Origin of the sequence: Aquimarina sp. Aq107 (assembly GCF_943733665.1) — a bacterium.
In the GTDB taxonomy this organism is placed as follows: Bacteria; Bacteroidota; Bacteroidia; order Flavobacteriales; family Flavobacteriaceae; genus Aquimarina.
This window is the reverse complement of sequence record NZ_OX030782.1, coordinates 5,248,655-5,275,245: the sequence shown is the minus strand read 5'-3', so window position 1 is coordinate 5,275,245 and position 26,591 is coordinate 5,248,655. Positions and strand designations below refer to the sequence as shown.

General features: G+C 32.5%; 17 protein-coding genes. 10 read left to right on the top strand and 7 right to left on the bottom strand.

Going from position 1 to position 26,591, the window contains the following annotated elements:
• The first annotated feature begins 173 nt into the window (after positions 1-173).
• Positions 174-1,229: a glycosyltransferase gene (locus NMK29_RS22810; RefSeq protein WP_108804908.1), complete on the top strand. Its 1,056-nt coding sequence runs from the start codon at positions 174-176 to the stop codon at positions 1,227-1,229.
• Here the strand turns inward: NMK29_RS22810 and NMK29_RS22805 are convergent.
• From NMK29_RS22805 to NMK29_RS22795, 3 genes are all read right to left on the bottom strand, one after another.
• Positions 1,167-2,246, bottom strand: a complete 1,080-nt coding sequence (locus NMK29_RS22805) for a cell wall metabolism sensor histidine kinase WalK (protein WP_108804907.1) — start codon at positions 2,244-2,246, stop codon at positions 1,167-1,169. The genes NMK29_RS22810 and NMK29_RS22805 overlap by 63 nt on opposite strands.
• Complete coding sequence (locus tag NMK29_RS22800; RefSeq protein ID WP_027394875.1) at positions 2,246-2,929, bottom strand: response regulator transcription factor; 684 nt, start codon at positions 2,927-2,929, stop codon at positions 2,246-2,248. The genes NMK29_RS22805 and NMK29_RS22800 overlap by 1 nt, the downstream gene beginning before the upstream one ends.
• 142 nt (positions 2,930-3,071) lie before the next feature.
• Complete coding sequence (locus NMK29_RS22795; RefSeq protein ID WP_108804906.1) at positions 3,072-5,459, bottom strand: inorganic phosphate transporter; 2,388 nt, start codon at positions 5,457-5,459, stop codon at positions 3,072-3,074.
• A 516-nt stretch (positions 5,460-5,975) separates the two neighbouring features.
• Here NMK29_RS22795 and NMK29_RS22790 point away from each other — a divergent pair.
• The 5 genes from NMK29_RS22790 (at position 5,976) to NMK29_RS22770 (ending at position 16,590) form a co-directional block, all read left to right on the top strand.
• Positions 5,976-6,335, top strand: coding sequence for a toxin-antitoxin system YwqK family antitoxin (locus NMK29_RS22790; protein ID WP_108804905.1), 360 nt, complete (start codon positions 5,976-5,978; stop codon positions 6,333-6,335).
• Between the two features lie 383 nt (positions 6,336-6,718).
• Positions 6,719-9,574: a TonB-dependent receptor gene (locus NMK29_RS22785; protein ID WP_108804904.1), complete on the top strand. Its 2,856-nt coding sequence runs from the start codon at positions 6,719-6,721 to the stop codon at positions 9,572-9,574.
• 44 nt (positions 9,575-9,618) lie between these two features.
• Positions 9,619-10,782, top strand: a complete 1,164-nt coding sequence (locus NMK29_RS22780) for a multidrug transporter (RefSeq protein ID WP_108804903.1) — start codon at positions 9,619-9,621, stop codon at positions 10,780-10,782.
• 1,012 nt (positions 10,783-11,794) lie between these two features.
• Positions 11,795-14,644: a TonB-dependent receptor gene (locus NMK29_RS22775; protein WP_108804902.1), complete on the top strand. Its 2,850-nt coding sequence runs from the start codon at positions 11,795-11,797 to the stop codon at positions 14,642-14,644.
• A 29-nt stretch (positions 14,645-14,673) separates the two neighbouring features.
• Positions 14,674-16,590: a hypothetical protein gene (locus tag NMK29_RS22770; RefSeq protein ID WP_234424319.1), complete on the top strand. Its 1,917-nt coding sequence runs from the start codon at positions 14,674-14,676 to the stop codon at positions 16,588-16,590.
• A 75-nt stretch (positions 16,591-16,665) separates the two neighbouring features.
• Here NMK29_RS22770 and NMK29_RS22765 read toward each other — a convergent pair whose 3' ends face one another.
• Complete coding sequence (locus NMK29_RS22765; protein WP_108804900.1) at positions 16,666-18,072, bottom strand: MATE family efflux transporter; 1,407 nt, start codon at positions 18,070-18,072, stop codon at positions 16,666-16,668.
• Between the two features lie 307 nt (positions 18,073-18,379).
• On the opposite strand from NMK29_RS22765, the gene NMK29_RS22760 reads away from it, so the two are divergent.
• The 3 genes from NMK29_RS22760 to NMK29_RS22750 all read left to right on the top strand — a co-directional run bounded on the left by NMK29_RS22760 (position 18,380) and on the right by NMK29_RS22750 (position 20,512).
• The gene (locus NMK29_RS22760; RefSeq protein ID WP_108804899.1) at positions 18,380-18,709 is read left to right on the top strand and encodes a T9SS type A sorting domain-containing protein; all 330 of its coding nucleotides are present in this window, start codon (positions 18,380-18,382) and stop codon (positions 18,707-18,709) included.
• 127 nt (positions 18,710-18,836) lie between these two features.
• Positions 18,837-19,817 carry an acyl transferase gene (locus NMK29_RS22755; RefSeq protein ID WP_108804898.1) on the top strand — a complete coding sequence of 327 codons (981 nt, stop codon included), beginning with the start codon at positions 18,837-18,839 and terminating at the stop codon, positions 19,815-19,817.
• A gap of 245 nt (positions 19,818-20,062) precedes the next feature.
• Positions 20,063-20,512, top strand: coding sequence for a YHS domain-containing (seleno)protein (locus NMK29_RS22750; protein ID WP_027394865.1), 450 nt, complete (start codon positions 20,063-20,065; stop codon positions 20,510-20,512).
• Between the two features lie 131 nt (positions 20,513-20,643).
• Here the strand turns inward: NMK29_RS22750 and tyrS are convergent, their stop codons facing one another.
• The 3 genes from tyrS to NMK29_RS22735 form a co-directional block, all read right to left on the bottom strand.
• The gene (gene tyrS, locus NMK29_RS22745; RefSeq protein ID WP_108804897.1) at positions 20,644-21,939 is read right to left on the bottom strand and encodes a tyrosine--tRNA ligase; all 1,296 of its coding nucleotides are present in this window, start codon (positions 21,937-21,939) and stop codon (positions 20,644-20,646) included.
• Positions 21,940-22,024: 85 nt separating this feature from the next.
• Positions 22,025-22,762 (bottom strand): hypothetical protein, encoded by a 738-nt coding sequence (locus tag NMK29_RS22740; protein WP_108804896.1) that lies wholly within the window; start codon positions 22,760-22,762, stop codon positions 22,025-22,027.
• 4 nt (positions 22,763-22,766) lie between these two features.
• Complete coding sequence (locus NMK29_RS22735) at positions 22,767-23,348, bottom strand: RNA polymerase sigma factor (protein WP_108804895.1); 582 nt, start codon at positions 23,346-23,348, stop codon at positions 22,767-22,769.
• Between the two features lie 244 nt (positions 23,349-23,592).
• Between NMK29_RS22735 and NMK29_RS22730 the strand changes: the two genes are divergently transcribed.
• Positions 23,593-26,505 (top strand): CHAT domain-containing protein, encoded by a 2,913-nt coding sequence (locus tag NMK29_RS22730; protein WP_108804894.1) that lies wholly within the window; start codon positions 23,593-23,595, stop codon positions 26,503-26,505.
• Positions 26,506-26,591 lie beyond the last annotated feature (86 nt).

Below are 26,591 nucleotides of genomic sequence, written 5' to 3'. Positions count from 1 at the left end.
TTGTATTGTTGATTTCACTCTTTTTATACATCTTTAATATTATGAAAAGATTATTGCACTAACCTAAACATAATTTTTTGGTAAAATTAAGGAAATATATACTTAGAAGAATACTATTAATTTTAAAATAGCACTAGCAATTTTTGAATGATTAACTTACAAAACCTTAGATTTTGAGTAAAAAAGTACTTGTAGCACCCCTTAATTGGGGTTTAGGTCATGCAACCCGCTGTATTCCGATAATTCATGCCTTAATTCACGAAGGTTTCGAACCTGTTATAGCCTCTGATGGAGCAGCACTAGCTTTATTAAGAAAAGAATTTCCAGAATTAAGAACAGAAGAAATTCCTTCCTATAATATAGAATATTCTAAAAAAGCTAGTAATTTTAAACTAAAGATGTTGCTTAATAGCCCGAAAATTGCACACGCAATTACAGCCGAAAAAAAAGCGACTAAACGTATTGTAGAATCTGATGATTTTTATGGTATTATATCCGATAATAGAATGGGGGTTAGATATAAAAGCTTACCATCTGTATTTATTACCCATCAGCTTACGGTTCTAAGTGGGAAAACAACTTCTATTAGTACAAAAATCCATAATAAATACATTAAGAAATTTGATGTTTGTTGGGTTCCTGATATGGCGGATGATCCAAGTTTAAGTGGAGAACTAGGTCATCCAAAACACAGTAACATCCCTGTTACTTACCTAGGCCCTTTAAGCAGGTTTAACTATCAAAACTTGCCAAAGAAATATGATATTATGGTATTATTATCTGGGCCGGAACCACAACGAACCATGCTAGAAGAAAAACTGTTTCAGGAATTTGAACGCAGTGATAAAAAAATAGTTTTTGTTAGAGGAATTATTGAAGAAAATCAGGAGACCTATGTAAAAAACAATATCACCATACATAATTACCTTACTGGAATAGCCTTAGAAAACACTATTAACAGCAGTAATATCATAATTTCTAGATCAGGATATACGACTGTAATGGATCTTGCCAAATTAAAGAAAAAAGCCTTTTTTATACCTACTCCTGGTCAATTTGAACAAGAATACCTGGCAGAACGACTTACTAACAATAAGCTAGTTCCCAGTTGCAAACAGAATGAGTTTACACTAAAGAAATTGTATGATTTAAATGCTTATAAAGGGTTAAGTAGTTTTAGCACCGACATCGACTACAGGGAACTTTTTCACTTTTTCCAAAGTAAATGAAAATTCACTTCCTATGCGATAATCACTTTCTACATAAATGCGTTCATGATGTGCTTCGATAATATGTTTTACAATAGCCAGGCCGAGTCCAGAACCTCCTTCTTTACGGGAACCACTTTTATCTACTCGATAAAAACGTTCGAATAATCTTGGTATATGGGCTTGGGCAATACCTTCGCCATTATCGGTTACTCTAACGATTACTTTATTTTTAATTAGATTTTCTATACTTACTTCTGTTGTACCATCTTCTTTTCCATACTTAATAGAATTAACAATCAGATTGGATAGTACCTGTTGGATTCTTTCCTTATCTCCATGAACAATTACTGGATCTTGATAATTCATATCAAAAGTCAAAGCAATGTTCTTTTTTGACGCTTTCATTTCGAATAGATCAAAAACACTTTGTACTAATTCTATAATGTCAAAATTAGTATAGTTAAGATTTAAATCTCCCACTTCTAATTTGGTGATCATATCCAAATCTTTGACGATATAGATAAGTCGTTCTACTCCTTTATTAGCACGATTTAAATATTTATCTAGAATTGCAGGATCATTCATCGCTCCATCAATCAGTGTTAGAATATATCCTTGCACTGTAAATAATGGTGTTTTAAGCTCATGAGAAACATTACCCATAAACTCTTTACGATAATCTTCTCTAACCTTTAGGGTTTCTATTTCCGTTTTTCGTTTTTGAGCAAATTTTTCGACTTCCTTAATTAACGTTTTCATATCTGTCGTAACTGGACTTTCGCCTAAAGTATCCATATCCAACATTTCAATATCATCGTATATCTTTCGTACCCTTCGATAAATAAATTTCTGAACACGATATTGTATAATAAGAAAACATATCCCATAACACAGCAAAATAAAACCCACTATAAATAGTAGATTAAATTGATTTTGGGTATATAAAAAAACGCTCACTAAGAGCGTTAATAATAACGTTATGTACAAAGATGACAGATATGCAAACCTGTACGATCTCTTAAAATTTTCTGCCATTATACTACAAACTTATAGCCGACTCCTTTTATTGTTTTAAAACTTTCATCTCCTAATTTTTCTCTCAATTTTCGGATATGAACATCAATAGTACGTCCGCCTACAATTACCTCATTACCCCAAACTTTATCAAGTATATCTTCTCTTTTAAAGACTTTACCTGGTTTAGAGGCTAATAAAGATAGTAATTCAAACTCTTTTCTTGGTAATATTATTTCTTTTTTGTCTTTTACAATTTTATACTCATCTCTATTAATAACAAGATTACCTATCTTAACAACATTATCATTAGAGTCATCTTCTTTTAATCTACGTAGCAAAGCTTTTACCTTACTAACCAATACTTTTGGTCTAATAGGTTTTGTTATATAATCATCTGCTCCAGCATCAAATCCTGCTACTTGAGAATAATCTTCTCCACGAGCTGTTAGAAAAGTAATAATTGTATTTTGTAAATCTGGTATTTTACGAATCTGCTCGCAAGCCTCAATACCATCCATTTCTGGCATCATCACATCTAGGATGATCAAATGCGGTTTTTTCTTCTTAGCAATTTTAACAGCTTCATTACCATTTTCTGCCGTTAAGACGTTATAGCCTTCGGCAGTTAAATTATAGCCAACTATTTCTAAAATATCCGGCTCATCATCTACTAGTAAAATTGTAATATCTTTTTTATTCATTTTCTTATTGAATTACTTCACTATCGTAAATATACTAAGGTTAAAATGAAGTATTGATAAACATTCATCCAGGAAACAATAAACTAACGTAAAAATTTCATAAGCATAACATTAAGTTAACTTAATAAAATTGATTCAATAATTAATCTTGATGATCTCTATAAGTAGTTAGCAAATTCATAGTAGCCGTTATAAGATCTTTCGTCTCCATAAGAAGTCCAAAATAGAGCGTTGTATTTTTAGGACTACTTTCTTCTGTTCTTGTTCGTTCTACTTGTTTGTTAATTTTATCATTTACTAATGTAAACAATCCTTGTTTTTCTTCAATAATACTATTCAGACCATTAAATTCTCTACTATCGAAAATATTCTTGATACTAACAAAAAACTCTTGTAATTGATCCTCGATTTCTTTAAGATCCTTGATTTGGTTAAATCGTAGTTTTTTGTGATTATTATTCACATGCTTATGACTGTTTTTAGAAATATAATCTAAAGACTGAGTAATGTCCTCTAAATGTCCTAGAATCGAAATATAAAAGCTACTAGCTCCTACACTTGATTCATCAAGGTTTTTAATAAAATAGAAAATACTATCTCTTAATTCTTCGACCTCAGTTTCTAATTTAGCAATTCCTTTTCTACTCTTTTTAAGAGATGCAAGATCATATTTTGCCAAACTATCTACGGTACTACTATAAATTTTATTCCCTCTATTTACAAAAGATTTAATATTACCAGCACTTTCTTCAATCACTCCTTGGATAGAACTACTCTCTGATTTCTTAAGACTATCTTCTGCTTTATCTGCTCTAGTTTTATTACGATATCTAATAGTATTTCTTACTAACAGTATAATTGCTACCAACAATAAAACACCCGTCATTATCGGCTGATTAAAGTTGATCAAAAATGCTATTAAAGCAGCTGCCAAAAATGCACTGATTGCTGTAAAAAACCAACCTCCAATTACATTTAATACTCCTGCTACACGATACACGGCACTTTCAGTTCCCCAAGCTCTATCTGCTAATGAGGTACCCATTGCTACCATAAATGTCACATAGGTTGTGGACAGCGGTAGTTTCATAGAAGTTGCTATAGAAATCAGCACTCCTGCGACCATAAGATTAACAGCAGCTCTTACCATATCAAATGCCGGAAGATCTTCTTTTCTAGCAACTACAGGAGCTGCAACTTGTTCAAACTGTTTATCCGAAAACTTCTTAAATGAAGCAGGTGTAATTGATGATATAACTTCAGAAATAAAAACCGTTCCTCTTACTACACCTCTTGAAAGAAAATTAGGACTAAATTTCTCATCTCCTTCTCCTTGACGCGATAAATCAATCGAGGTCTTCACAACATTTTTTGCTTTAGAAGAAAACCAAAGTGTTAAAACCATAATAAGTCCTGCTCCTAATAAAAGTAGGGTTGGTGTTTCTGCTTTACCGCTTAATGAAGACATCAAAAACTCAGTAGCTGGCACTCCAGAGGAACTCCACATTTGATACCCTTCCCAAGCAGCGATAGGAACACCTATAAAATTAACCAAGTCATTACCCGCAAAAGCAAGCGCTAACGCAAAAGTTCCTACTATTATAATCAACTTATATATATTTACTTTTAAAAAGCTCATAAACACATAAGAGATCAAGGATAATAATCCGAATCCAGCAACTACTATAGACAAAACATTAGATTCTAAAAAACCTCTTAAAGTAGTAGAAATTGTACCTGCCTCTGCATCAATCTTAAACAGATCTTTCTTAGCAGCTGCCAATTCTTTAATTGTTTCATAAGAACTTTCAAAATACAAGTTAGCCCATTCTAAAAATCCCAAATTAGTGTCATTAGAAAATGTATCAACTACTAATTTAGCGTAATTGGTTCCTTTAATACCCTTAATAAAAATAAAATAAAGTATTGCTGTTAATGCAATTCCTCCAAACAATGCTCCTACCCACTTTGCTTTTTTAGCAAAATTAAAAGACAATAATAATCGGGACACGTATTGAACAATTGCTCCTATAGAGAATGCAACCACTACAGAGAGTAAAATCCCCGCAATAATTTCACCTGCTTTTTTAGTATTTATATAATTTCCTAAATCTCCAAAAGAAAGATCTGCATCCGCAGCAATCTTAATCAAAGCGACACAAACCGCTGCTCCCAACAATTCAAAAACTATAGAAACCGTTGTTGATGTTGGCATACCTAAAGTATTGAAAAAATCCAATAGCAAAATATCGGTAATCATAACCGCCATAAAAATGATCATGATCTCATCAAAATAAAACTCGCCAGGAACAAAAATACCTTTACGAGCAACCTCCATTAATCCACTGGAAAATATTGCTCCTGCAGCTATTCCTATACTAGCAACAATCATAATAGTTCTAAAAGAAATCGCCTTAGATCCTATCGCAGAATTTAAAAAATTAACCGCATCGTTACTAACCCCAACCACTAAATCAGCGATAGCTAAAATAGCTAGCGCAACAATCATTAAAATATAAATGTCGTTCATATTTTTCTTACAATCTTATAAACCACAAAAATGTTACTAATAATCTAGTCGTATGTTATTGAAATGTTATCTTTTTTCTCTATTCTAAAAATGATGCGCGTCCCGATTATGATTAAAATCATAATCATCTCAAGACGAAGATCATTTATACAAATCAACTTTTAAAAAACCCCTTCTTATTAAAAACTTTAATCAGTTTTAATGCAATGTTTTTTCAGGCCTTATTATATACTAGTTTTGAGAAATTTTTAAAGAAATCAACACTTTAAAAAATTGGCCCTATCGAAGTTTAACTTTATATATCCCCAATGCATATAACTTAATTGAACTACTCATTTTTCTTAATTTACAACTTCGAATATTAACAAAAACAACAATGTTTAAATTATAAAATTCTCATTTTCAATTAATTATATTTTTAATGTTAACTTAATGTTACGCAAATGTTGCTTAAAAGTAAAATTAGTGTTACATTTGTAATGTAATCATTAAGAATCCCCAATTAAAAAATATATTATGAAGAATTTATTATTAACACTTGCGATCCTTTTTTCTGGAGTGATGATGGCTCAAGATGCGAAACCTACTTTCGAAAAAGAAGGAAACTCTATAAAAGGAACTTACTTTTATGACAATGGTGAAATCCGTCAACAAGGATTTTACAATAAAGAAGGAAAGTTACACGGAGAATGGAAATCATACGATGTATCTGGAAAGAAAATCGCTATGGGACAATATAATAATGGAGTGAAAACTGGAAAATGGTTCTTTTGGAAAGGTGAAAAACTATCAGAAGTAAATTATTCAGATAATAACATCGCATCTGTAACAACTTGGTCCAATAAAAGTGACGTTGTTGTTAATTACGAACAATAATTAAAATTTGCCAATATAATTAATGTGAAACGCTCAGAAATTCTGGGCGTTTTTTTATTATACACATCTCAATAAAACTAAAAAAAAACATTTCCTTTTCGAAGTTTATAGACAGAATTCAAAATTCATTTTTTAAAAATAAATTTACATAAACTACAAATAGCACGCTTCTTAACAATTAGGTAAACAAAAACAAATCACCTCTAAACACCTTATAAATTAAGACTTTATACAAAAATCACTTTCTTAAAAATTAATCACAATAATCTTATCAACCCTTTTTAGGTAACAATTACATAACACTATAATTACTCTTATTTAATTTCTAAGTAACGCACAAGTAACAATAGCTAACGTTATTTGCACCGAATTTAGAACACGTTATGAGAAATATTGTTATTCTCTGTGCACTATTCGTTGTTGGAATAGTTAGTGCGCAGGAAACTGGCTCTATAGCCGGTACTTTGCTTGATAAAGAAGCAAACAGTCAACCATTACCCTTTGCTAATGTTTTAATCAAAGGAACTAGTAAAGGTACTACTACAGATTTTGATGGTCTATATACTATTGAAAATTTAGAACCCGGAACATACGTTGTAGAATTTAGTTTTGTTGGATATGAAACACTTGAAAAAGAAGTTATCGTAAAACCAAATGAAACTACTACTGTAAACGCATCCATTGGTGCTAGTGCAGCAGCCTTAGATGAAGTTGTTATTAAAACAACTAGTAGAAAAAAAGAAAGTGTGCAAGCACTTCTTTTAGACCAAAAAGGTGCTGTAGTTCAGAAACAGAGCATTGGAGCTCAGGAACTTTCGAACAAAGGTGTGAGTAACGCTGCTGGAGCTGTTACTAAAATTTCTGGAATCTCAAAACAAGAAGGTGGAGGTAATGTTTATGTTAGAGGTCTTGGAGACAGATACCTGAACACTACATTTAATGGTTTATCATTACCAGCAAATAATGTAGATAAGAAAAATATAGATCTTGGTCTCTTTTCATCTGATGTTATTCAGAACATAGGTGTAAGCAAAACATATGCTGCCAATTTTTATGGTGATTTTGCAGCAGGTAATGTAGATATTATTGCCAAAGAACACGTCGGAAAAGCATATGTTAATGTAGATCTAGGTAATACAATAAACACAGCTGCAATCGGAGAAAAGTTCGTAAAAAGTGAAGGAACGGGATTCTTTGGATTTTACAATAGATATAAAAATGATCCATTTGCTGTTGTACTATCTCACGGTATTGATCCTGTTTCATCAGAAGGACCGGTTGGACTTTCTGGATCAATTACAGCGGGGAAATCCTGGGAAATTGGTGAGGAATCAAAACTAAGCATCTTTGGAACCGCTTCTTTTGGAAGTAGTTATGAATACGCAAGAGGACAAGCAGCAAATGTAACTGCCGCAGAGAATCAAATATTTAGAGATGCTGAAAGCTTTGAATATAGCCGTACTACTACTGCAATGGCAAATATTGTATATAGTATTAATCCTGATCATAGAATAAAGTTTACTTCTTTATTTATTAACGATGCTAAAGATGATATAGAGCGTTTTGGAATTGATGGGAAAGGATTTAATCGAAATACTATTGCAGATATTGACGACTTTGGTTTTTTTACTCAAAATGTTCAATTCGAACAAGACATGATTTATGTGAATCAACTATCTGGAGTTAGTAACATTAATGAAAAAATAAAAGTAGATTACGGAATTGGTTTTAACAGTGTTCTTGCTCGTCAACCAGATAGAAAGCGTATTGCATTAGAGCAGTTTGATCTGGCATTAGATAATGATCCAACTACAAACCCAGTTCTTTTCCGTAACGTAGATTTTGACAACCAACGCTATTTTCAAAATATCGAAGACCAAGAATGGAACGGTCGTATAAACGTAGCGTACGAGCAATCAGAAAATCTGTCCTTCAATTTTGGATATAACGGACGTATAAAACAACGTGATTTTGATAATCAACGTTTTGGATTAAGTATTATTGAACCAAGAACAGAAGTTACTGATGTTAATGATTTCAATTCAATTTTTAATATTGATAATCTAGGTGTTACCTATAATACAGTAGTGATAAATGCTTTAGATCCTTCAGCTGGATTAGGAAACACAAATCTTCCGGGACTTCCAGAAAACACTTATACTGGAAACTTAGATATACACGCATTATATGCTAATGCAATCTATAAATACGGAGAGAAATGGACATTTGTTCCTGGATTGCGTGTAGAATCATTCAAACAAAGCATTGAATACGATGTAATCAACCTTGCATTTAACAATCCTGGACGTAATGAGGCAACAGAGACTTTTTTATTACCTAGCTTAAATGTAAAATATGCATTAAACGAGGATCAAAATTTACGTTTTTCTGTGAGTAGAACCGTTTCTAATCCAGAATTTAAAGAAGTTGCTCCATTTGTATATGAAAATGTAACTGATCGTATCGGTGGTAATCCAGACCTATTAAATGATCCTGCATTCTCTTCTATTATCAATCTAGATTTAAAATACGAATGGTTCTTTAATAGAGGGCAGATATTTTCTATTGCTGCTTTTGCAAAACAAATTAACGATCCTGTAAACTTAGTATCTGCGAATGACGCTACAGGAACACAACGTTTCTTTAGAACAGGAGATAAAGCAGAAGTTTTTGGTCTTGAATTAGAAGCACGTAAAGCATTGTTATTAAACACTGAAGAAGAAAGTCTTCTTTCTGCAGGTCTAAACGTTACGTATACAGCTACAAAACAAGATTTAAAAACTGTTTCGGGAACCTTCAATACCAATTTTAATAGAGATTCTGATCAACTACAAGGTGCATCACCATTTTTGATCAATGCTGATGTAAGTTATACGCCAACTTTTGGAGATTATAAGCCTGTAGCAAACCTTGTGTTTTCTTATTTTTCTGATCGTATCGATGCATTAGGAGCAGGACAATTAGGAAACATAGTTGAAAAGGGAGTGCCGACATTAGATTTCGTCTGGAAAAACAAAGTACGTGATAACTTTGAAATTAACCTTAGTGTTAAAAACCTGTTGAACCCAACGATTGAAAGAGTTCGAGAAAATGCTACTATATCAGAAGATGTACTTACCACTTTAGGCATTCCATTTAGTAGAAATGCAACTAATGAAATAAATCCAATAGATGAATTTGCGCTATCTAGTTATAAAAGAGGAGTAAATATCGGATTACAATTTAAATATACATTTTAACCCAATTAAAACGAACACGAATACAATTAATTAAAATAAAAATCATGAAAGCAAACATATTTCTTTTAAAAATTACTGTCATTGCAATGCTTTTCGCTGCATGTGCAAGTGACGATACATCAGACATAACGATTAACATCAATGGTGATGGTTCTCCAGTTGATCCTACGAGTGAAGTTATAGGAGGTACTCTTACAGAAGACCTTACTCTTGAGTCAAATACTGAGTACTCGCTTACTAGCGCACTTATAGTTCCTGAAGGTTTTACATTAACTGTAGAGCCTGGTGTAGTTGTACGTGCAGCAACCGGATCTGATGTATACATCGCTGTATTACAAGGAGGAATAATCAACGCAGAAGGAACTTCTTCTAACCCAATTGTATTTACTTCTGCTACCTCAACTCCTAATCCTGGAGACTGGGGAGGTTTAATCTTATTAGGTAAAGCACCTATAAACTCCGTTGTTGGAGGAGACGCAACTTCTACTTCCGAAATTGGAGGATTACCATACGGTGGTAGTGTAGTAGATGACAACTCAGGGATCCTTAGATACGTTCGTATCGAATATTCTGGTGGTGCAGCGGATGCAGCTTCAGAAAATAATGGATTTTCATTCTACGCAGTAGGAAATGGAACTACAATAGAATACATACAAGCTTTTGAAGGAGCAGATGATGGAGTAGAGTTTTTTGGAGGAACGGTTAACGCTTCATTCATATCTGTTGTAGGTTCGCAGGATGATTCTGTAGACTGGACTGAAGGATTTACAGGAACTTTAACAAATGTATATATCGAGCACAGACAATCTCATGACAAAGGAATAGAAGGTGATGGTTTTAATACAGATATCGGAAACAACTCTAATCCTGTATTTTGGTCTGCTCCTACAGTTACAAACCTAACCATTAATGGACTTGGTTCTTCTAATGAGAATGAAGCTATCAGATTACGTGCTGGAACAAGAGCTGTATTTACCAATGTGTTATTAGAAGGTTTTGCAGAAGGTTTTGACCTTGATGATACCGAGACTGGAAACGGTGTATTAAGCGATGAAACTTCTGTTACAGATATCACTTTTGATGATATTACTCTTACTCTTAAAAATGATACTGGAACCACTTTTGGAGAAGCAGATGTAATCACTGGTGTTGGTAATGGAACTGGTGCAGATTACAACTCATGGAATTCTGGATGGACTCGTAACTAATTCGAAATAAGAATTCAGCTAATATTAAGCTATTTAAAAGCATCTTGAAGATTTTCAAGATGCTTTTTTTTACGAGATCTTATTTTAAATAACTGTAAAGCACTTCTGAAAGTTTAATGTCATTTAACGTTGAGATAATACTTTTTTAATAATTAAAAATAAAAAAGTCTATTATTAAAATATCATAATAAACACGCTCAAAACCAGTAAACGCAACAAAACCTACTGAAAAACAAACAATTAATTCTCGATGCTATCTAAAAAAACCAAATCACAGTGCTAAAAACCTAAATCAAACCTATCTATTACTTTTTGGTAAAAGTTACACTTCCTTAATTCAAGAATAATAATAAGTTAAAACAAATCACAGCTAAACTCCTGTAATTTGCTTTCAGATTTTATCCCAAAAAAATATTTAAACAAATACAAAATTATCAGTTCAGTTTCTTTAAGAATCAGAAGATATTCGATTGATATAAAGATACGTGTTCGTAGAAGGCTGGAAGATCATTATTATCCAACAACAATAATGTTTCTCTTCAGCCTTCTCTTTTTTATTAAACTCTTAAAAAGAAGCTTTTTTAAGAGTTTACAAATAAGACTATTATAAATGCAAGAGAATTTTAAGGTAATTCCTAAAAAAATACAAAAATATATTAAGTATAGTTAGCACGAGTTTATCTGATTGTTAACCCAAAAATCTAAAATAGCCCCCATTTAACACTAAGATAATCTTTTTGTAAAGTTTTATACAAATTAACGTAATCTGCTCCTGTGATTTTTAAAAAACAAAATCAATTTTAGCAGGTAAAACGAAATGTATTTTAACTACCTGATTATCAGTATTTTGTTTTTGAGGTTTAATCGGTAAAACAAAATAAAAAAGAGTACTAAAAACAACTTTTCTCTCATTTATACCAAATTACAATCCCTTAAACTAAGGATAATAGTAGGATAAGATTTCTTACTGTAAAACCGTATTTATTTGTATCAGATTTTTTAAGGACACGAAATGAGAAAATTTTTCACAGTTATCGCACTGTTTTATCTTGGATTAAATTTTGCACAAGAAACCGGATCCATTGCCGGAACACTTCTAGACAAAGAAGTAAACAACCAACCATTACCATTTGCCAATATTGTTATTGTAGGTACAACTCAAGGTACATCCTCGGATTTTGATGGAAAATATGAAATCACTAACATCACTCCAGGAACATACACCTTAGAATTTAGTTTTACGGGATATGAAACGTTACGTATTCCTGATGTAGTTATAGAGCCTAATAAGGTAACTGTAATTGACACTGCTCTTGGCGCTACTGCAGCAGCGCTTGAAGAAGTCGTGATAAAAGTGCAAACAAGTAGAGAAAGAGAAGAAGCTTTATTATTAGAACAAAAAAATGCAGTTCAAATAAAAGAGAGTATAGGAGCAGAACAACTAACACGACTTGGAGTATCTAACGCCTCCGCAGCTACCACCAAAATATCTGGTGTATCTAAAGCAGAAGGATCTGGAGATATTTATGTACGTGGTTTAGGTGATCGTTATCTAAGCACTACTCTTAATGGATTACCGATACCTTCCGACAACATCGACAAAAAAAATATAGACTTAGAATTATTCCCAACAAGATTTATTGGAAATGTTTCCATAAGTAAAACCTTTGCTCCTTCTAATTCGGCGGATCTTGCTTCTGGAAATATCGACATCGTTTCTAAACAGGTTACAAAAACCAAAGATATTGGTGTAAGTGTTAGTGCAGGAGTTAATTCGAATGCTGCAGATAGTGATATTTTTAGCAATTTTAAGACAACAGCTAATAACAATGATATTTCTTTAGGAATATATAGCCGTGAGTTTGAAGCTAATAATCTTGTAAACGCTTTAACTCAACAGTCTTGGAATACTACAGAAGCATCCACACCTATTAACTACGGATTTGGGTTTAATGTTGGAGGTATCTTAGGTGAAGAAAGAAATTGGAAAGTTTATTTCAGTGGAGGTCAATCCGTTGATTATGAGTATCGTGAAGGTTTATTCAGAGAATATGATCAAGGAAACCTACGGGACATCGTACCAGAAGATGATTTAAGACGTTGGTTACGTACAGTGAATTCGACTGCTATGTTTCATACACAATACAAAGTTAACAATGATCATAAATTATCTTTCAACACTTTTGCTATAAATAAAGTTTTTGAAGAAACCTTAGAAGCAGGACGTGAACGTACTACAGAGTTTTTCGAAGAACTAGATAATATCGAAGAAGGATCTCAATTTCTTAGAGATCAAAATATAAAGAGCACTTTTCTATCAGCAACACAACTTATCGGAGAACATACACTTTCTGAAAAGAATAACTTAGAATGGGCAGCTGGATTCAACTATTTAGTAGCTAACGAACCTAATAGAATTCGTAATGAGGTAAATATTCTTAATGACAACCCAAATACACCTGAGAACGAAGATGGGATTATAGAACTTGGATTTACCGGAGGGTTTCAGCAAAGAAAATCTGTTCAAGAAATTACCGATCAAGAAATTAATGCTAGAATTTCTGATGAATGGGTTCTTAAGCAAAACGAAGATGAAGAAGATATTTTTGTATTAAATATTGGTGGAGATTTTAGAAATAAAACCAGAGATTTCTTATCTCAATTTTTCGGAGTTGAAGAAGGTAATGTAGAAATCAACCCTACATCAATAGATGCTTTAGGTGATATCTTCACTCAACAAAATTTTGACACTGGTGCACTACAACTTAATACGCAGCCAATAGATACTTATGACGCAGAGCTTCTTTCTTATTCTGGTAACGCAAACTTTACGGGAATATTTAACAACTTCACAGCACAAGTTGGTGTTCGTTATCAGAAAGATGAAATCGATGTTAGCTTTGATGTAGGAAACTTCGTGAACCCTGCTACTGGTCAAGCTAGAATTGGTTCTTCTAACAAAGAATATGATAACCTATACCCATATGTTAACTTAAAATATGCAGTAAATGAAAAGTTAGCATTACGTCTTTCAGGAAGTTTAGGGCAGACATTACCTGAATTTAAAGAAATTGCGCCTTTCCAATACGTATCGCAAGTTGGACAGGTATTTCAGGGAAATCCTAACGTTGAAAGATCTACAAACTACAACGTAGATTTCAAGGTAGAATTTTTCCCAGAAAGTGATGAATTACTATCCTTTAGTACATTCTATAAAAGAATTGAAGATCCTATAAACCGTGGATTACAAAGAGGAGGAGAGGATATTTTCTCTTACTTCAATACAGGTGATAGAGCTCGTATTTTAGGATTCGAACTAGAAGGAAGAGTATATATAATTAAGAAACGAGAATCAAATCCTAATTTAAGACTTAGTGGAAACATATCTTATTTAGATCACGTGCAGGATTTAAAAGATGTTATTAGAGAAGACGGAACTCTTGAACAGACCTTTAAGTATGGGAACAGAACCGAAATTGGATTAGAAGGTGCATCTGACTGGATCTCTAACCTAGCACTTACTTTTAATTCTGGTGAAGAATTCCCATATGAACTTACACTAACAGGTAACTATACATCAGATAAGATTTTTGCATTAGGAGCTCCCAGAAATCAACAACAACCCGACGTATTTTTCAATGGTGAAATTATAGAACAAGGTTTTGTGACATTAGACTTTATTGCTAATAAAGAAATTAATGACCGCTGGAGCATAGGTCTAACCGCCAAAAATTTATTAAACCCAACTATAAAAAGATCTCAATTCATTCAAGAGGTTGTGAGTGGTGATCAATTTGAGAGCACCATTTTATCTTATTCTACAGGAATAGAAACTTCTTTAAGTGTTAGTTATAAATTTTAAAACTTTATTTTAATTAAATATAAACAATGATGAAAACGTTAAGTAAATTATTAAGCTTTGCACTAATTACGGGGTTACTTTCAGTTTCCTGTGGTAGTGATGATGACAATGGTGGACCAATAACACCTATTGATGATTCTATATTAAATGGTCTTATCAGTGAGGATCTTACATTAGACGCTAGTGTTACATACTCAATTACAGGAACTGTAACTGTTGCGTCAGGAGTTACTCTTACTATACCTGCAGGTACTGAAATCGTATCTGAATCAGGTGTTGAAAACTACCTTGCGGTTTTAAAAGGTGCTGATATTGATATTCAAGGAACAGCAGCTAATCCAGTTATTATGCGTTCTAATGGTACAGCAGGAGCTTGGGGTGGTTTAGTAATCTGCGGAGATGCTACCACTACTGAAGGTTCTGATGCTACAGCAGAAGTAGGTGGTCTTATCTATGGAGGAACTAATGACGCAGATAGCTCTGGAAATATTGATTATTTAATAATTAGAGATGCTGGTGCTCAAATAAATGCAGATTCACAATTTAATGGTCTTACGTTATATGCAGTAGGTTCTGGAACTACGATTGACAATGTTGGTATTATTAATGGTACTGATGATGGAGTAGAATTTTTTGGTGGAACAGTATCTGTAACTAACATGTACTTACAGAACAATGAAGATGATGCTGTAGACTGGACTGAAGGTTGGAATGGAACACTTACTAACGGATATGTTTTAAACACAATTACAGATTTCTCTACTGCAATCGAAGCTGATGGTGTAAATAACAACCCAACACTTGTTAATTTTACTGCAATCTCTTCTACTGGAGGAACTGCAATCCAAATCAAAAATGATTCTGGTGCTACTATCAACGGTTTAACTTTAACTGGATTTGATACATCTTTCGATTTTAGAGATAGCGCTCCAGCTTCTAACTTACAAATTGACGGAGCTGATGCAGATACTGCTGATGACGCTGTATTTAGTACATCTTCTACAAACGCTAGTTTATTTGCTTGGGTAATTGATGCAGGAACTGGTTCTGGTAACGTACTTCCTGCTACTATTTCTAGCGATCTTACGCTTGATGCTTCTGTAGCATACGAAATAAGTGGACCTGTTTTAGTAAGTAATGGTGCTACTTTAACAATTCCAGCTGGAACTACAATTACTTCTGAGTCTGGAACTGCAAACTACTTAGCTGTATTAAAAGGAGCTTCTATAGATATCCAGGGAACAATGGCTGATCCAGTAGTAATGGAGTCAAATGACGGTCAAGCTTGGGGTGGATTGCTTATTTGTGGTGACGCTACTACTACCGAAGGAGTAAACGCTATTGCTGAAGTAGGTGGTCTTGTTTATGGTGGTACTAACGATACAGATAATTCTGGTACTATTAATTACTTAGTTCTTAAAAATACAGGTGCTCAGATCAATGCTGATTCTCAGTTCAATGGTTTAACTCTTTATGCAGTAGGTAGTGGAACTACAATTACTAACGTTGCTGTTATCGGAGGTTCTGATGACGGAGTTGAATTCTTCGGAGGAACTGTAAACATGACTAATTTCTATGCAGAAAATCTTGAAGATGATGCTGTAGACTGGACTGAAGGATGGAACGGTACACTTACGAACACATTCGTAAACATCACCATCGCTGATTTCTCTACTGCCATCGAAGCTGATGGTGTAAATAACAACCCAACACTGGTTAACTTTACTGCAGTTTCTACAATGGGAGGAACAGGGATACAAATCAAAAACAACTCTGGAGCAACTATTACTGGTCTTTCATTAACTGGATTTGATACTCAGTTTGATTTTAGAGATAGCGCGCCAGCTTCTAACTTACAAGCTGATGGTGCTGATGCAGCAGAAGCTACAACATATAGTACTTCTACGACAGTAGCAGCTGATTTTGCTTGGGCAACTTCTTTATAGAACTAAATTATAAAAGAAAGAGATAAAATCTCATCTTATATAGAAAACACCCTCAAATTTGAGGGTGTTTTTTGTTTATACTTTTACTGATTTCCAAGTGCCCTTCCTAAACCATATAATTCCAACAACAGCAATTAACACTTCTGCAAATGTAATTGCTAAGAAAACTCCCATAGCTCCCCAATCCAATACTATTGCAGCCAAATAGGCGAATGGTAATTGAAACACCCAAAAGCAAAAGAAATTAATAATAGTTGGTGTTTTGGTATCTCCTGCTCCATTAAAAGATTGAATAATCACCATACCATATGCATAAAACACATAACCTGCCGCAATTACTCGTAAACTTAAAGCTCCATATTTTACCACTTCAGGCTCACTGCTAAAAATCTTGATAATTACCTCTGCAAAAATTAAATATAGTACAGATACAACAATCATAAAATAAGCATTGTATTTCCCGGTTTTCCATACTGATTGTTCTGCTCGATCTGGCTTAGCTGCTCCTAGATTTTGCCCTACTAATGTTGCAGCCGCATTACTCATCCCCCATGATGGCATTAATGTAAACATCAATACTCTAATTGCAATAGTATACCCTGCAAGTACCTCGCTCCCAAACTCCGCCATAATGCGCATTAAAAATACCCAACTAGAAGTACCTATAATGAACTGACCAATCCCGCCAAGAGATACCTTAATTAAATTAATCATCACTTTCGATCTAAGAACAATATCCTTAAAAGCCACTTTGATTTTACTCCATCCAAAGAAAAGAATTGCAAGTTGTAATAGTACCGCACTACCTCTACCAATTGTTGTTGCAATAGCGGCTCCCTGTACACCAAAACTTGGAATTGGTCCAAACCCAAAAATAAAAAGTGGGTCTAAAATAATATTTAACAAATTAGAAACTATTAGAACTTTCATAGCAACAGAAGCATCTCCTGCTCCTCGGAAAACTGCATTAATCAGAAACAATAACATAATTGTTATATTTCCTCCTAATAAAACCTGAGTATACCCATATCCATCAGCTATTAAATCTGCCTCAGCACCCATAAGAGCTAAAATTTCTTTCGGATAAAGTATCCCTATTACACTAATAATTACCGCTACAGAAATTCCTAAAAAAATAGATTGAACTGCTGCTTGTGAAGCTCCTTCAATATCCTTTTCTCCAACTCTGCGAGCTACTATTGCGGTAACACCCATACTGAGTCCAATTGCCACAGCATAAATTAAAGTAATCACTGATTCTGTTAAACCTACAGTAGCAATTGCGTTTGCGCCTAAGTTAGAAACCCAATACGCATCAACTAAAGCAAAAATAGATTCCATCATCATCTCTAAGATCATAGGAATTGCAAGCATAAAAACAGCCTTACGGATACTTCCGGACGTAAATTGTTGTTCCTTGCCACTAACGGCTAATTTAAAATATGAGAACAGTTTGGTGAGAGTAAGTTTATTTTGTGTCATAAATAAAAGAATTACGTTGAAAAAAAAAAGATATAAATGGAAACTAGCTAAAGAAGATTTCTTTAGCTACATAATACCGAGACCGATATTTCCAAAAAGACGTACATAATTCCTTATAACTTCATAATAAACAAATATCTACTTTTTTTATGAAACTACAAAAATCAAAACAGGGATTTAAAAATGGTAAAACCGTAATTAAGAAAATAAAATCGTTTTTTTTGTAGAGATTTAACATTTAAAAACGACAACCCTAACTCAATTATTAATAAAATATTGTACTTTTATGGTCCCAAAATAAAGTTTTATGAAAAAAATCTACTTACTACTCATACTTACTGGCATTTTTGTACTCTCCTTTTCTACTGGAGTTAGTGCACAATCCACTATAAAAACAGACGATCAAGAAGAAGTTCAAGTATTTCCAAATCCGGTTTCTGGTAATATTCTTAATATTACTTCTAAATCTGGGAAATCAATGACTTGTAGAGTTTATAGTGTTTTAGGTAGAACCGTATTATTTAAGGTAATCACAACTAAAGAGCAGTTAGATATTTCATCGCTCCCTCCTGGTGTTTATGTTTTAAAAATTAAGATCGGAGAAGAAGATTTTTCTAAAAAATTAATTAGACAATAATTAGTAATATTTTATTAGTAGTAATAAAAATATTTAATAAAGCTAGTTTTTATAACATACAAACACGCTATTTCATGTAGTGTGTTTTTTTTATACCTTTGTTTTAAAATAACCTCCACACGCCTATATGCTCTCTGAGACAATTTTTACGATTCAAAATAATGAAGATTTTGAAAAAATGGCGATAAGAGTATTTCAACATCAATATATTAATTGCCAGGTATACCAACGTTTTTGTAATCTTCTTGGAATTACCAAAAGTGCTGTTACCACAAGTAAAGAAATCCCATTCCTGCCTGTAGAGTTTTTTAAACAAGAAAAAATTACTAGCTCACCCTCTAATGTTCAACAAGTTTTTACTAGTAGTGGAACAACTGGTAGTATTACCAGTAAACATTATGTAACCAATTTAGGCATTTATGAAAATAGCTTCTCTAAAGGATTCAGTTACTTTTACGGAGATATAACAGACTATACAATATTGGCACTTTTACCTTCTTATCTAGAACGCGAAGGTTCTTCTCTAGTATATATGGCGGATAAATTAATTAAGAACAGTAAACAAACGAATAGTGGTTTTTACCTTGATGAAACTAAAAAGCTTATCACGACCCTTAAAGAACTTACTAAAGAACATAAAAAAATTATATTGATTGGTGTTTCTTTTGCTCTATTAGATCTTATCGAAAGTAACGATATTCAACTTAATGAGAATACTATTGTTATGGAAACGGGAGGAATGAAAGGTCGACGAAAAGAGATCATTCGTGAAGAACTGCATCAAATTCTAAAAAAAGGATTTGGTATTTCTAAAATCCATAGTGAATACGGCATGACAGAGTTATTATCTCAAGCATATTCTAAAGGTGATGGTCTTTTTCATTGTCCACCATGGATGAATATTTCTACACGAGATCCTGAGGATGCACTTACTCCTCTAGAAACGAATAAAACAGGAGGAATTAATATTATTGACTTGGCAAACATAAATTCATGTTCGTTTATTGCTACACAAGACCTCGGAAAAACCTATGATGACGGAAGTTTCGAAATTCTCGGTCGATTTGACAACAGTGATATTAGAGGTTGCAACTTAATGACGTTATAACCTTGTTTCTTTTATAGATCATCTATTTACTTAAAAATTCACAAAGAACAATTTTTAAAAAACTTTTGTTTTTTATGCAACTTTCACTTTTATGAAACGTATTTATAAGTGAAAGAAAATTTAGATTGAGAATACATAGAACTTGTATTCAACTATACTAAAAAAACTTATAATTATGTTAAAATTGTAATGTTCTGTTTTTTTAACGACTGAATGGATGTAACAACAAAAAAACATTGCATAAAATGAAAAAGTTCATAGTCTTATTGTTTTTAGGATTAGCTACAACAGTCTCAGCACAGCAAGTTGATTATAATGTAAAAAAGGGATTTGTAGCCGAAGGATATGATGTTACTGAATACTTTAATAATAAAGCGACAAAGGGTGATAGTAGATATACGGCAACCTATGATAATGCAAAATATAAATTTGTAAGTCAATCTAATCTGGAGAAATTTAAAAGCAATCCAGAAAAGTTTATCCCACAATACGGAGGATACTGCGCTTATGCGGTTGGAGCAAAAGCAGAAAAAGTAGACATTGATCCTGAAACATATGAAATTAGAGATGGAAAACTGTACTTATTCTACAATTCTTGGGGAATAAACACATTGACAAAATGGAATGAAGAAGGTGCTGTGGTATTAAAAGAAAAAGCCGATGTGAATTGGCAAAAAATAAAAACGAAAAAATAATCGAATAAGTTTCGATAAACAATATAGAACGCTAAGTTTTTTTCAATAATTGATTGGTTAGTTGACAAAGCCTACTAAGAAGAAATTCTGGTAGGCTTTGTTTTTTATGTTATTTAATGAGCTCAAAAAACTTATACCGCTCTAATTACAAAATAGTTTTTCTTTCCTCTTTGTAATAATACAAATTGATCATTAATCAGATCCTCAGTAGCTATTGAATACCCTTCTTTAATTTTTTCTTTATTTACAGAAATAGAGTTCTCCTTAAGCGCTCTTCTAGCTTCTCCATTAGATTTCAAAAAACCGGTATGCTCAGCTAGCGCGCCAATTACATCCAATCCATCAGCAATGATACTCTTAGGAATTTCAGCTTGCGGAACTCCCTCAAAAACGTCTAGAAACGTGGCTTCATCCAACCCTTTTAAATCTTCAGAAGTAGATCTTCCAAATAAAATATTAGAAGCTTTAATCGCATTATCAAGATCTTCCTGAGAATGCACCATAATTGTAATTTCGTCAGCTAATTTCTTCTGAAGAATTCTTTGGTGCGGTGCTTCAGCATGTTCAGTAACCAAATTTTCTATTTCATCTTTAGTCAAAAATGTAAAAATCTTAATGTACTTCTCTGCATCCTCATCACTAGTATTTAGCCAATATTGGTAAAACTTATAAGGAGATGTTCTTTTAGCATCTAACCAAACATTTCCTCCTTCTGACTTACCAAATTTAGAGCCATCCGATTTTGTAATCAACGGACAAGTCAAAGCATATCCTTTTCCACCGCCGATACGTCTTATTAGTTCGGTACCTGTGGTGATATTCCCCCATTGATCACTACCTCCCATCTGTAGCGTACAGTCATGTTCTTTATATAAATGTAAAAAGTCATATCCTTGTACCAATTGATATGTAAATTCTGTAAAAGACATTCCATCAGAAGACTCAGAGGAAATTCTATTCTTTACAGAATCCTTAGCCATCATATAGTTTACCGTAATATGCTTACCTACATCCCTAATAAAGTCAAGGAATGAAAAGTCTTTCATCCAATCATAGTTATTTACTAAAACTGCAGCATTAGCGGCATTGCTTTCAAAATCTAAAAACTGAGCTAGCTGTGCTTTTATTGACTCTTGATTATGACGTAACGTTTTTTCGTCTAAGAGATTACGCTCAGCAGATTTACCAGAAGGGTCTCCAATCATTCCAGTAGCACCTCCAACTAAAGCAAATGGCTTATGACCCGCTCGTTGATAATGTGCCAACAACATAATTGGAACTAAATTCCCGATATGCAAAGAATCTGCAGTAGGATCAAACCCTACATATGCAGCTCTCATCTGTTCCATTAGGTATTCTTCTGTTCCAGGCATGGCATCATGCAACATTCCTCTCCAGCGTAGTTCTTCTATAAAGTTTACGGCCATTTTAGTAGTATTCAATTTATGCGGCAAAGATAGAAATATGGATTATATACTACTATGAATAATTAAGAAATCATTTCTAATACAACTATTCTAAATCTCCTTTCAGTTGTATTGCTTTCTCTTTGTAAATTCCATCAAATTTGATGATATCATCTAAGATTTCTAAAGAAGTATCTGTATTTCCTAACTTAAGATAGGTAAGAGCTCGATACCAACTAGCACCTTCGTGATATTTACTATCCTCTTTTATTTTTTCAAACTGCAATAGCGCTTCTTTTTCTTTTCCTATATGGAGATAGCTATTCCCTAAATAAAGTTCTAATTGCTCGGAAGTGACTAAAGAAGCATTTTCTTCAAGCTCCTCTACCACCTTATCATGATTACCTTGGTCATAATTCTTCATAATAATATCCAATTGCTCTAGAATATTTCCTCTTGTAGCATCTTCTACTGGATATAATTCATAATAAGATCCATATAAATTAGAAAAATCATTGGATGAGTTAAACGTATTCCATAACAATGTTCCAGCACCAATAATCACAACTATAGAAGCCGCAATTTTTAGATATGGAAAAAATGACGTTTTAGTTTCTTCTAATTTTTCATTTTTCACTTCTTCTCCAATTTTTTGTAATTTCTTCTTAAAATCCAACACATCTGTATCACTTAAAACTTTATGCAATTCTTCGTGTTTCTCTACTTCGTGTTTAAGTTCTGGATTAGTAGCCATTTCCGTTTCGAAAGCAATTGCTTCTTCTTCGGATAATGTTTTATCTAAATATCTCTCTATTTTTTCAAATAATTCCTGAGTCCTTTCCATACCATTATTCTTTTAACGAAGTTATTTTTAACTCCTTATACATGGGATCCTTTTCGATTTTTTCAAGAAGTGATTTTTTACATTCAAATTTTTTCTTTCTTGTATATCCATCAGAATACCCTGTGATATTTGCGATCTCCTTCATACTATTCCCATCAAAAACCAGATTTAGTAATTCTTTACAACTATCACTTAGTTTAAGAAAATATTTCCTGTATACATGCTCACGTTCCCTATTTTCTATGTCCTCTGCTATAGACGCTTCTATTTCTTCATTAGCCTCTATCGCATCATTATCCACAATTAATTTCTTTTTCTTTCGTAATCTACTTCTCCAAATATTCTTACATACTGCATAAAGATAGGTTCGTATCGAAACATTCATCTCTAATGTACCTGATTTAAGTTTCTGATAAATAACTATCATTGCATCCTGGAATACATCTTCTACATCTACATCATCTCCAGAATTCTTTAAGATATATCCTTTAATGTAATTATAATTGTCTTTATAGAAAGATTTAATAACCTTAGCATCTCCTGCTGCAATTCCTTCTAAAATTTTTCGTTCTTCATTAATACTCATAGGTTAATGTCATCAAACGGCAATCTGTTACCTTTTATTTTAAATTTTATTTTATTAGTAAAAGTAACATTTTTACCTTCTATGCTATAAATAAATAGATAACGTTATCTATTTTTGATTGAAATCTTATAAAAAACAATTTTAAGACAATTTTCAAAAACATCCTCTTTTCTTAACTTAAAATAATAAGTTATTATATAAAGAGGTGGAATAAGTTAATCACCATTTGCCTATCTTGTAATCTATGGAACGACTAGAATATCTTTTTTATCTAAAGATCTTATGCTTTTTTATTCTTGTCATCCCTTTTAACAAAGTTTCCGCACAATCAGCTCAGGATAGTATTTTAGCTGCCAAATATTTAAAAAAAGCAGAATCACTATTAGCAGAAAAGAAACTAGAGCGCTCTGTTATTTATTTCAAAAAAGCACTTGATGTTGAGCTTAAAATATATGGACAGAATCATGAAAAAACTATTATTTATTACGATCGAATTGGTCTAATCTATAAAAATATTGGGCAACACGAAATTGCTCTTGATTATTTTAAAACCTTTTTAAATCTTGCCATCAAAAGATATGGAAGGTATCATTTTTATGCAGGTTACGGATTTTTAAATATCGGTGTTACTTATAAAAACCTATTCCAATATGATTTAGCTTTAGAAAATTATGAAAAGTCATTAATAACATTTCAATATCTAAGAAAAAAAGATATGACTGCTTTTATATACGATAACATAGGAGTAGTCTTTACCAAGAATGGAGAAAACACTAAAGCTATCGAATACTATGACAAAAGCATAAAGATAGGAACTAAATTATTTGGTGAAAACTATATAGAAAATGGAAAAAGCTACCAAAATATTGGAGCTCTTTATAGTAATAAACAGGAGTATGAAAAATCGTTATCCTACTACCAAAAAAGTATAGCCGTATACATTAATGCTTATGGTCAAAATAACTTAAAAGTCGCCAAACTTTATTCTGATATAGGGGATATATATAACCGTAAAAAAGAATATGACCTTTCTCTAGATTATTATCAAAAATCTCTTAAAGCTTACTCTTCAATTTTAGATCTAAACGATCCTAAAATTGTAAATCTGAACTTAAGAATCGCTAGTATTTATATCAGAAAAAAGAAATTTGAAGAAGCCATTAAATATTATGAAAAGGGGTTAGACACCTTTAAGAAAACATATGGAACAAATCATTTACTTACATCCGACTTCTATTATAATATTGCCAAAGCATATGACAAAAAGAAGGATTTTAACACAGCGATTACTTATTATAACAAAGCTGTAATTGCAAACAAAAAAGACCAATCATCTAATAATGATGAAACCTTTTTTGATCCCAGCGAGTATTATGATTTAAAATTACTGCTGACCGTTCTTCATGGAAAAGCAAAAACATTACAATCTAAATATATTGAAAATGAAAATATAGAAGATTTATGTATCAGCCTAAAAATATATGAGGAAGCGGACATCCTTATCGATTACATCAGAAAATCTTATCAGAATTATCAAGATAAAATAGCATTTGCCTCCAGCGCAAGAGAAGTTTATTCTGATGCTATAAAAACTCAATTCCTATTTTATAAAGAAATAGAGGAACAACAGACTCTTGAAAAGATAATTTACTATATCGAAAAAAGCAAAGCCAACACACTTAAAGATTTAATCAATGAATCAAAGACAAAGGAATTTGCAGGATTATCTAAAGAATTATTAGAGTTAGAAAAAAATCAAAGAATTAATAGAGCGTTTTATCAATCTAGAATCATAGAAGAAAAATCTAAATCCACTGCAAATAATTCAAGAATTCAAGAATATGAAAACAAGTTATCTCGCTTAAAAAACATAGAAGACTCATTAACCATCATTATAAAAAATAACTACCCTAAATATCATAGACTGAAATATCAAAATACAATTATCCTAGTTGATGATATTCAAAAAACACTAAAAAACAACACTACTTTATTGGAATTCTTTGTATCCGATGATATCATTTATGCATTTATAATTACCAAAAACAAAATAGAAGTAAAGGAACTAAACGGTCCTGAATTAGAAGAAAAAATTAAAGAATTTAGGAGAACAATTACAGGTAAGCAAACACTAGAATATAAAACGGTTGCTTATGATTTATATCAGAATTTAATAGCTCCTTTAAAGCATTTATTTACTGGGACTGAATTAATCATTGTACCAGACGGAGCTTTATGGCATCTTAATTTTGATTTATTATTAAGTAAAAAAGACGACACTAACAATCCAAAAGAGTTATCATATTTATTGAAAGAACATGTAATTTCATATGCAAACTCTGCTAACTTATTGCTAGCACCACGAGAAAAAAGTGTTTTCAATTTCACACAGATGCAGAAGGAATGTCTGGCATTTTCTTTCTCAAATAACACTGACCAACAAAATTCAAATACTATTAGCTTATCTGCTCTTACTGAATATGAAAACGATCTTCCTGGAACTCGAAAAGAAATCAAATCAATTGCAAACATTATCAATGGAAATTACTTTTATGGATTAGAAGCTGTAGAAAAGAATTTTAAAAAAAATGTAAGTCAATACAACATTCTACATCTTGCATTACACGGTGAGGTCGATAACGAAAAACCTGAAAACTCGAAACTCTTTTTTACTCAAAGTAATGATTCAATAGAAGACGATCTTTTACATAGTCACGAATTGTTTGCTTTAAACATCCCTGCAGAACTTACCGTTCTCAGTGCGTGTAATACTGGAACAGGAAAAATCGCCAAAGGTGAAGGTATCATGAGTCTTGGAACTGCTTTCCAGTATGCTGGTGCTAAAAGTCTATTATTGAGTAGTTGGGAAGTATCTGATCAAACCACGCCTGATTTAATGAAATATTTTTATACCAATTTAAAGGAAGGCATGAGTAAAGCAGAAGCTTTACAACAAGCAAAACTTCAATACTTAAAAAACGCCAATATAAATCGTATACATCCTTTTTATTGGGGAGGTTTTTATGTTTTAGGAGACACTGCTCCGATTAAATTTAACAGCTACTATAGTTGGTATTGGCCCATGATTATTGTTTCAATACTAATTTTATTTATTCTAGGATATTTTTGGTATAAAAAGAAAAAACAGACTTTATAAAACTTTCATAACTAGAGCTACTATTCATCCAAAAGGTTACTACTTTTTAACGAACCAAACTTATTATTAATCACTAATTGTTTACA

Coding starts and splice junctions, on each gene's coding strand:
- NMK29_RS22805 (WP_108804907.1), bottom strand. CDS start 2,246: ATGGCAGAAAATTTTAAGAGATCGTACAGGTTTGCATATCTGTCATCT.
- NMK29_RS22800 (WP_027394875.1), bottom strand. CDS start 2,929: ATGAATAAAAAAGATATTACAATTTTACTAGTAGATGATGAGCCGGAT.
- NMK29_RS22795 (WP_108804906.1), bottom strand. CDS start 5,459: ATGAACGACATTTATATTTTAATGATTGTTGCGCTAGCTATTTTAGCT.
- NMK29_RS22790 (WP_108804905.1), top strand. CDS start 5,976: ATGAAGAATTTATTATTAACACTTGCGATCCTTTTTTCTGGAGTGATG.
- NMK29_RS22785 (WP_108804904.1), top strand. CDS start 6,719: ATGAGAAATATTGTTATTCTCTGTGCACTATTCGTTGTTGGAATAGTT.
- NMK29_RS22780 (WP_108804903.1), top strand. CDS start 9,619: ATGAAAGCAAACATATTTCTTTTAAAAATTACTGTCATTGCAATGCTT.
- NMK29_RS22775 (WP_108804902.1), top strand. CDS start 11,795: ATGAGAAAATTTTTCACAGTTATCGCACTGTTTTATCTTGGATTAAAT.
- NMK29_RS22770 (WP_234424319.1), top strand. CDS start 14,674: ATGAAAACGTTAAGTAAATTATTAAGCTTTGCACTAATTACGGGGTTA.
- NMK29_RS22765 (WP_108804900.1), bottom strand. CDS start 18,072: ATGACACAAAATAAACTTACTCTCACCAAACTGTTCTCATATTTTAAA.
- NMK29_RS22760 (WP_108804899.1), top strand. CDS start 18,380: ATGAAAAAAATCTACTTACTACTCATACTTACTGGCATTTTTGTACTC.
- NMK29_RS22755 (WP_108804898.1), top strand. CDS start 18,837: ATGCTCTCTGAGACAATTTTTACGATTCAAAATAATGAAGATTTTGAA.
- NMK29_RS22750 (WP_027394865.1), top strand. CDS start 20,063: ATGAAAAAGTTCATAGTCTTATTGTTTTTAGGATTAGCTACAACAGTC.
- tyrS (WP_108804897.1), bottom strand. CDS start 21,939: ATGGCCGTAAACTTTATAGAAGAACTACGCTGGAGAGGAATGTTGCAT.
- NMK29_RS22740 (WP_108804896.1), bottom strand. CDS start 22,762: ATGGAAAGGACTCAGGAATTATTTGAAAAAATAGAGAGATATTTAGAT.
- NMK29_RS22735 (WP_108804895.1), bottom strand. CDS start 23,348: ATGAGTATTAATGAAGAACGAAAAATTTTAGAAGGAATTGCAGCAGGA.
- NMK29_RS22730 (WP_108804894.1), top strand. CDS start 23,593: ATGGAACGACTAGAATATCTTTTTTATCTAAAGATCTTATGCTTTTTT.